This is a genomic window from Janthinobacterium sp. (assembly GCF_009923995.1).
Classification (GTDB): Bacteria; Pseudomonadota; Gammaproteobacteria; order Burkholderiales; family Burkholderiaceae_D; genus Janthinobacterium.
Genome location: NZ_RFSK01000114.1, coordinates 1 through 7,177 on the forward strand (window position 1 = coordinate 1; position 7,177 = coordinate 7,177).

Sequence of the window (7,177 nt, forward strand, 5' to 3'; positions counted from 1 at the left end):
GTGCCGCCCGTGTATTGCAGGAAGGCAGCGTCGTTGATGCTCAGCTCGACGGGCGTGAGTTTCATGCGGCTGCCCAGCGCCAGCGCCTGCTTGAAACGCATGGCGTTCGGCAGCGAGTAGGCCGGCACCATCTTCTTGACGTTGCGCACGACAAAATTGACGATCATGCCCTTCAAGCCGCCCAGCATTTCGCCCATGCTGGCGACGATGATGTGCTTGACGGCCGTCTTGCTCAGCACCTGCTCGACCGTATGGGCAAAGTTTTCCAGCACGATGATGGCTTCGCTGCCCGAATCGTTGAGCTGGTGCTCCAGTTCGCGCGGCGTGTACAGCGGATTGACGTTGACCACCGTATAGCCGGCGCGCAGCACGGCAGCGATCGCCACGGGGTACTGCAGCACGTTCGGCATCATCAGGGCGACTCTGGCCCCTTTTTTCAAGCCGCGGCTTTGCAGCCAGGCGCCCAGTTGGCGCGAATAGGTGTCGAGTTCGGCATAGGTGAGAAATTTGTCCATGCAGACATAGGCATTGCGGTCTGCATATTTTTGAAACGCTTCTTCCAGCAGATGCACCAGCGAACGATATTGATCAGGATCGATGTCGGCGGGAACGCCGGGAGGATACGACTTCAGCCAAATTTTTTCCATCCTGTGCCTCTTGTCTCGAATAATCGTGGGGGAGCCGGCGCACCTTGCCGACGCGGATCATTGCTGCGGATTCTGTCGTCCGGCAGTCAGTTTGAGCATTCTGACGAGCAATTGCTCTATGCTACTAACGCGATGCTATCGGGCGCCGCGCTTCCATGCAAGCGCTTTCAACAGGATTCGAGCGGCAACTCTAGGGCCGTTTTATGCTGCATTGCAGCATGATAAATACGCCATTGCAGGATCGCCCGCCTCGGCGCATGGGACAATCTTTACGGGTCACGGGCTGGACAATTGTTCCAGCGCCTGCCTGCGCTCAGGCTTGCCGAGCTGGGACATTGTGTGCACTGCAGCATAAAAAGCACGAAAGTTCTTTTTTTCTTCCAGCAATTTTTTGAAGGCCGGTAAAAATTCATTGTAGGTGGACACGGAAGCCAGGTGCGCATTGCTCAATGGCTGCTCGAACCAGCGGTCGTAGCCGGCAAAACCACCCCAGTCTTGCTTGAGCAATTGATATGCCTGTTTCAGTGCAGCAAATACCTGCGCCTTGCGCGCACGCTTGTCCGCATCGCTGGCGTCGCTGGCATACACGGCTTCCAGTTCGCCCCGGTATTTCAGCAGCAGGGCGAGAAAATCCTGGCGCCGCGCCGTGTACTGGACGTAGGCCGCGCGCATGGCGTCAGTGCCCTCCTGCGCCAGCCAGCGCTGCACGCCCGCCTCTTCCACGGCGCTGGCGAACGACTCGTTGAAGGCCGAATCGCCGGGCACGTACACCACCTGGTGCGCCAGTTCGTGGAAAATCAGGCGGGCCAGTTCCGCATCGTTGTAATTGATAAAGGTCGACAGCAGGGGATCGTCGAACCAGCCCAGGGTGGAATACGCAGGCACGCCGCCCACCTGCACGTCGTAGTGCAGGGCGCGCAACTCGTCGGCATACGCCAGCGCCTCATCCTTGTTGTAATAGCCGCGGTAATTGACGCAACCGGCGATGGGAAAACACCATTGCAGCGGCTGCAAGGACAGTTCCGGCGTGGCCACCACGTTCCATAGCACGAAGGGCCGTTGCAGGGCGGCATAGTTCTTGTAGCTGCCATTGTCGGGCAGGTCCAGCTCGCTCACGGCAAAGCGGCGGATCTGCTGCGCCTTGGCCAGGCGCACCTTCAGGCGCGGCTCGGTGGCCGGGTCATCGAGCCAGTCGCCGATGGGCCGCGCGCCGGACCACAGGGCATATTGCCCCTGCGCCGCCTGCGTGTAGTAGCGCAGCTGCGTGCAGCCGCCCAGCGACAGGCACAGCATGCCGACAAGCAGCCGGGCCGGCCAGCGCGCCAGGGCCATGTCAGGCTGCCTTTTCCACTTCGACCAGCGTGTCGTAGAAGGTGGGCGCGCGGCCCATGTCCGTCAAGCGCTGGCTCGTCACCTCATTCGCATTCTTGCCGTCGCTGGCGAGCTTTTTCCACCACACCGACAGGCCCACCACCAGGCCCCGTCTCGCCTTGTCCGTGACCCTGGCCTTGGCAACGAAGCTGCCGCGGTCATTGAAGATGCGCACCATGTCGCCGGCCACGATGCCGCGCGCGGCGCAGTCATCCGGATGGATATCCAGGTGCGGCTCGCCCTCGGCCGCGCGCAGGCTTTTCACGTTGACGAAGGTGGAATTGAGGAAATTGCGTGCCGGCGGCGAGATCATCGCCAGCGGGAAACGTGCCGCCAGCGCAGGATTGCTGGCCAGCGATTCGTGCGGCGCGATATACGTCGGCAAGGGATCGAGCCCCGCCTGCGCCATGGCGCTGGAATAAAACTCGCACTTGCCCGACGGCGTGGGGAAACCGCCCGTGGCGAACGGCGCTTCCGGCATGGCCAGCTTTTGCCAGCCCGTGCGTTTCAGTGATTCCCAATCGAAATGCACGGCGCGCGCATCCGTCGCATCGAAGGCCTTGGCGGCCAGCGTATCGTCGCTTTCCTGGAAGCAGGGATCATCAAAGCCCATGTAGCGGGCCAGCAAGCGGAAGATTTCCGTATTCGCCTTCGCTTCACCCAGGGGTGCGACGGCCGCATTGTTCGCCATCATGTACAGGTGGCCATAGGTGGCATGCGCATCGACGTGTTCCAGCTGGGTGGTGGCGGGCAGCACGATGTCGGCGTAGTCGACGGTATCGGTCTGGAAGTGCTCGAGCACGACAGTAAACAAGTCTTCACGGGCAAAGCCCTGCGCCACTTTCGAGGAATCGGGTGCCACGGCCAGGGGATTCGAGTTGTAGACGATCACCGCTTCCACCTGCGGGCCGAATTCGGGCGAGCTGGCTTTCAGCAAGTCGTCGCCGATGGTGCTCATGTTGATGGTGCGTGGCGTGCTTTTCAGCAAATCGGGGCGCTGCAGGGCCTTGCGGTTGATGGGGAAGGACCCCGAGCTCGACAGCTGCATGCCGCCGGCCGCATGGCGCCAGGCGCCCGTCAGGGCCGGCAGGCAAGCGATATTGCGCACGGCCATGCCGCCGCCATGCACGCGCTGCACGCCATAATTGGTGCGGATGGCGGCTCCCTCGCCCGCGCGGCACGTCTGGCCGTACAGGCGCGCCAAGTCCACCACTTCCGCGGTCGTGATGCCGCATACCTCGGCTACCCGTTCAGGCGGCCACTCCAGGGCACGCTGTTTCAAGGCGTCATAACCCTCAGTGTAGCGTTCGATATAGTCATGATCGAGCCAATCTTCCACAATCAGGACATGCATCAAGCCCAGGGCGAGGGCCGCATCCGTACCGGGCAGCAAGGCGATATGCTGGTGGCATTTTTCGGCCGTCAGCGAGCGGTAGGGGTCGATGGCGATCAGCGTGGCGCCATTGCGCTTGGCTTCCTGCGCGCGCATCCAGAAGTGCAGATTCGAGGCGATCGGGTTGCCGCCCCAGATGATGATCAATTTGGCGTTCTGGAACTGTTCCAGGTCCGTACCGATGCTGGCGCCCACCGTGTAGCGGTAGCCCGTGGCGCCCGCCGAGGCGCAGATGGTGCGGTCCAGCAGGGAAGCACCGAGCTGGTTGAAAAAGCGCGACGACATCGATTCGCCCTGCACCAGCCCCATGGTGCCGCAGTAGCTGTACGGCAAGATTGCCTGCGGATCGCGCGCGGCGATCGGTTTCAAGCGGGCCGCGATGGTCGTCAGTGCCTCGTCCCAGCTGATGGGTTCGAACTTGCCTTCCCCCTTCCTGCCCACGCGGCGCAGCGGCGTCAGCAGGCGGTCCGCATGGTAGGTGCGCTCCGTGAAGCGCGATACCTTCGTGCACAGCACGCCCGCCGTCGTCGGGTGATCCGGGTCGCCCTTGACGGCGGTCGCCACCCCATCGGTCACCGTGACCAGCAAGGCACATGTATCGGGACAATCGAGCGGGCAGGCGGCACGCACTTGGGTGGTGGTCATGAGGGCAATCCAGAAACGGTAGCGGAAGGCGATACTGTAAACCATTCCGCGTGCTTGCTGTTGGCGTCAGGGCAAGCTGGTCCGTGCGCTGGATTTACCCGGCAAACAAGGGCTACAATGCATTATTCACCGCGCATGTTTTTGATCAAACATGATCGGTCCGGCGCGCCATACATGGCTGCGCGCCCGCATCCACAGGAGAGTCCGATGAAACTAGTTGATCCCATCTTGGCGTTTCAATCCGAGCTGCAAGGCATACGCCGCGACCTGCACGCGCATCCCGAGCTGTGCTATGAAGAACAGCGCACCTCGGACGTGGTCGCCGCCAAACTGACGCAATGGGGCATTCCCGTGGTACGCGGCCTGGGCCGCACGGGCGTGGTCGGCATCATCCAGAATGGCACCTCGAAGCGCGCCATCGGCCTGCGGGCCGACATGGATGCCCTGCCCATGCAGGAAATGAATACCTTCGAGCATGCATCGCGCCATCCGGGCAAGATGCACGCCTGCGGCCACGACGGCCATACGGCCATGCTGCTCGGTGCCGCCCATTACCTGGCGCAGCACCGTCACTTCGACGGCACCGTCTACCTCGTCTTCCAGCCGGCCGAAGAAGGCGGCGCCGGCGCCCGTGAAATGATCGAAGACGGCTTGTTTACCCGCTTTCCCATGGATGCCATCTATGGCATGCACAACTGGCCAGGCGCCGAAACGGGCACGCTGAGCGTGGTGGAAGGGCCCATGATGGCGTCCAGCAATGAATTCCACGTCACCGTAAAAGGCAAGGGTGCCCACGCGGCCCAGCCCCACAAGGGCATCGATCCCGTGATGGTGGCCGTGCAGATCGCGCAAAGCTGGCAAACCATCATCACCCGCAACAAGAGTCCGCTGGACACGGCCGTGTTGTCGATCACGCAAATCCATGCGGGCAGCGCGACGAATGTGATACCCGACGATGCCAGCCTGGTCGGCACCGTGCGCACCTTCACCACGCCCGTGCTGGACCTCATCGAAGAGCGCATGCGCGACATCGCCGTGCACACGGCCGCCGCGTTTGGCGCGGAAGTCGAGTTCCACTTCAAACGCAACTATCCGCCGCTGGTCAACCATGCGAAAGAAACGGCGTTTGCCGTCGAAGTCATGAAAAGCGTGGTGGGCGCCGACAAGGTCAATGCCAATGTCGAACCCACCATGGGCGCCGAGGATTTCGCGTTTTTCCTGCAGGAAAAAGCCGGCTGCTACATCTTCATCGGCAACGGTGACGGCGATCACCGCGATGGCGGCCACGGCCTGGGGCCGTGCGTGCTGCACAACGGCAGCTACGACTTCAACGACAATCTGCTGCCCATCGGTGCCAGTTTCTGGGTCAAGCTGGCCGAAGCGAGCCTGCCCGTCAGTTAAGCAAGCTTATCCGGGCCGTCACCGAGGCGCTGGCCCGGATTCAATGCTTCCAGGGCCAGCAAGGCTGCCGCATGGTCCGCCGTCGGATACGTTTCGGCAATGCTTTCATAGCGCTGCGTCACCAGCTGCGTCACCGGCAAGGTGACGTGGGCCGCCGCGGCCGCCGCGAGGATGTTGTGCATATCCTTGACCTGGCTTTTCACCTGGCCGCCAGCGACAAAGTTCCTTTCCAGCATGCGCTGGCCATGCACTTCCAGAATCCTGCTTTCGGCAAAACCACCACGGATGGCCGTGCGCACGGCAGCCGCATCGGCGCCTGCCGCCTGGGCCAGCAACAAGGCTTCGGCCACGATGTTCAGGGTGGTGCCCACAATCAGCTGGTTGCACAGCTTGGCCACCTGGCCGCTACCCGCCGGCCCCACCAGAGTAGGCCGGCCCATGGCTGCTAGCAGCGTTTCCACGCGGGCGTAATCGCTGCCACTGCCGCCGGCCATGATCGCCAGGCTGCCGGCCTGCGCGCCGCCGACACCGCCTGAGACGGGCGCGTCGATGAAACCGTGGCCGGCACCTGCCAGCCGGGCGTGGAATTGCTGCGCTTCAACTTGCTGGGTCGAACTCATGTCGATCCATAAGGCACCCGGCCTCAAGTCTGGCAAGGCATCCCCGATGAGGCCGGCGACAACGGGCCCAGCTTCCAGCATCGATATCACGATCTCGGCATCGGACACGGCATCGGGCAGCGATGCCGCCACCTGCGCACCGGCCGCTTGCAGCACTTGGGCCTTGCTTAGCGTGCGATTCCAAACTGTGACAAAATACCCAGCTTGCAGCAAACGGCGCGCCATCGGCTCGCCCATCAGGCCTATACCCAGGAAGGCAATCTTTGTAGGGAATGTCACTGCGGCTCCTATGGCCAAATATTAAGTAATGGTAAGAATTGGTTTGATGTTCAGCAGTTACACTACACTCTGCCGCGCGCTACCGATGGCTAGTGCGCATCCCGTTGGCTAATTTTACGATGAAAGAAGATATGTCCTATCAGAATCAAGTATGCAAATTCCTGGCGCTTGCCGCCGCCCTGCTGTCCAGCCACACGGCCTTCGCAGCGGACGACAAACTGATCGACTCGGTCTACGGCGAGTACGCCAAGGGCGTGAAGGTGCAAATGATACGCGCTGGCGTGACCTCGAACTGGGATAAGGCCTGGTTTGTCTCGAATGGCACGCAACTGAGCGGTTACTGGGATGCAAGCATTGGCGGCTGGGATGGCAAGAGCTATCGCAATGTACCTGGCCAGCATCAAAAGCTGTGGGATCTGGGTTTGACCCCTGTATTCCGCTTTGAGAACACGAATAAGCTGGGCTTTTATGCGGAAGCCGGTATCGGCGTACACATGCTGTCAAAGCTGTACGATAACGACGATAACCGCCTGTCGACCCACTTCCAGTTCGGCGACCACATCGGCGTCGGCTACGTCTTCAACAACAAATGGGAAGTCGCTGCGAAAATCCAGCATTTCTCGAACGGCGGCTACAAGAAACCGAATAGCGGCGTCAATTACATGAACGTCAAAGTCGCTTATCACTTTTAATGGGTTTGATAATTGACAAAGGCAGCGCATAGCGCTGCTTTTTTTTCGTCTGCTGAACAGCCGGGGTCAGACCCGCAATGCCGCTCACGCCAAGGTCATTGCTAACGGGCGAGGCGGGGGGATGCGCCC

Annotated in this window: 6 protein-coding genes; 2 read left to right on the forward strand and 4 right to left on the reverse strand. The window is 61.4% G+C overall.

Annotated features, from left to right (window positions below; all coding sequences use genetic code 11):
• From EBS11_RS27640 to EBS11_RS27650, 3 genes are all read right to left on the reverse strand, one after another.
• Positions 1–647, reverse strand: a 647-nt coding sequence (locus EBS11_RS27640) for an AMP-binding protein (protein ID WP_290608606.1), incomplete at its 3' end; no start/stop codon positions are given.
• Between the two features lie 276 nt (positions 648–923).
• Positions 924–1,979 carry an aminopeptidase gene (locus tag EBS11_RS27645; RefSeq protein WP_290608608.1) on the reverse strand — a complete coding sequence of 352 codons (1,056 nt, stop codon included), beginning with the start codon at positions 1,977–1,979 and terminating at the stop codon, positions 924–926.
• A gap of 1 nt (position 1,980) precedes the next feature.
• Positions 1,981–4,056, reverse strand: coding sequence for a molybdopterin oxidoreductase family protein (locus tag EBS11_RS27650; RefSeq protein WP_290608610.1), 2,076 nt, complete (start codon positions 4,054–4,056; stop codon positions 1,981–1,983).
• 207 nt (positions 4,057–4,263) lie between these two features.
• On the opposite strand from EBS11_RS27650, the gene EBS11_RS27655 reads away from it, so the two are divergent.
• Positions 4,264–5,457 carry a M20 aminoacylase family protein gene (locus EBS11_RS27655; protein ID WP_290608612.1) on the forward strand — a complete coding sequence of 398 codons (1,194 nt, stop codon included), beginning with the start codon at positions 4,264–4,266 and terminating at the stop codon, positions 5,455–5,457.
• Here the strand turns inward: EBS11_RS27655 and EBS11_RS27660 are convergent.
• On the reverse strand, positions 5,454–6,356 hold the full coding sequence (locus EBS11_RS27660; RefSeq protein WP_290608614.1) for an NAD(P)-dependent oxidoreductase: 903 nt from the start codon (positions 6,354–6,356) through the stop codon (positions 5,454–5,456). The genes EBS11_RS27655 and EBS11_RS27660 overlap by 4 nt on opposite strands.
• A gap of 131 nt (positions 6,357–6,487) precedes the next feature.
• On the opposite strand from EBS11_RS27660, the gene EBS11_RS27665 reads away from it, so the two are divergent.
• A complete protein-coding gene (locus EBS11_RS27665) occupies positions 6,488–7,048 on the forward strand; it encodes an acyloxyacyl hydrolase (protein ID WP_290608616.1) in 561 nt (186 codons plus the stop codon).
• Positions 7,049–7,177: the final 129 nt, after the last annotated feature.

What these genes read in the sequence shown, in the direction of transcription:
- EBS11_RS27645 (WP_290608608.1), bottom strand. Translation starts at nt 1,979, where the DNA reads ATGGCCCTGGCGCGCTGGCCGGCCCGGCTGCTTGTCGGCATGCTGTGC.
- EBS11_RS27650 (WP_290608610.1), bottom strand. Translation starts at nt 4,056, where the DNA reads ATGACCACCACCCAAGTGCGTGCCGCCTGCCCGCTCGATTGTCCCGAT.
- EBS11_RS27655 (WP_290608612.1), top strand. Translation starts at nt 4,264, where the DNA reads ATGAAACTAGTTGATCCCATCTTGGCGTTTCAATCCGAGCTGCAAGGC.
- EBS11_RS27665 (WP_290608616.1), top strand. Translation starts at nt 6,488, where the DNA reads ATGTCCTATCAGAATCAAGTATGCAAATTCCTGGCGCTTGCCGCCGCC.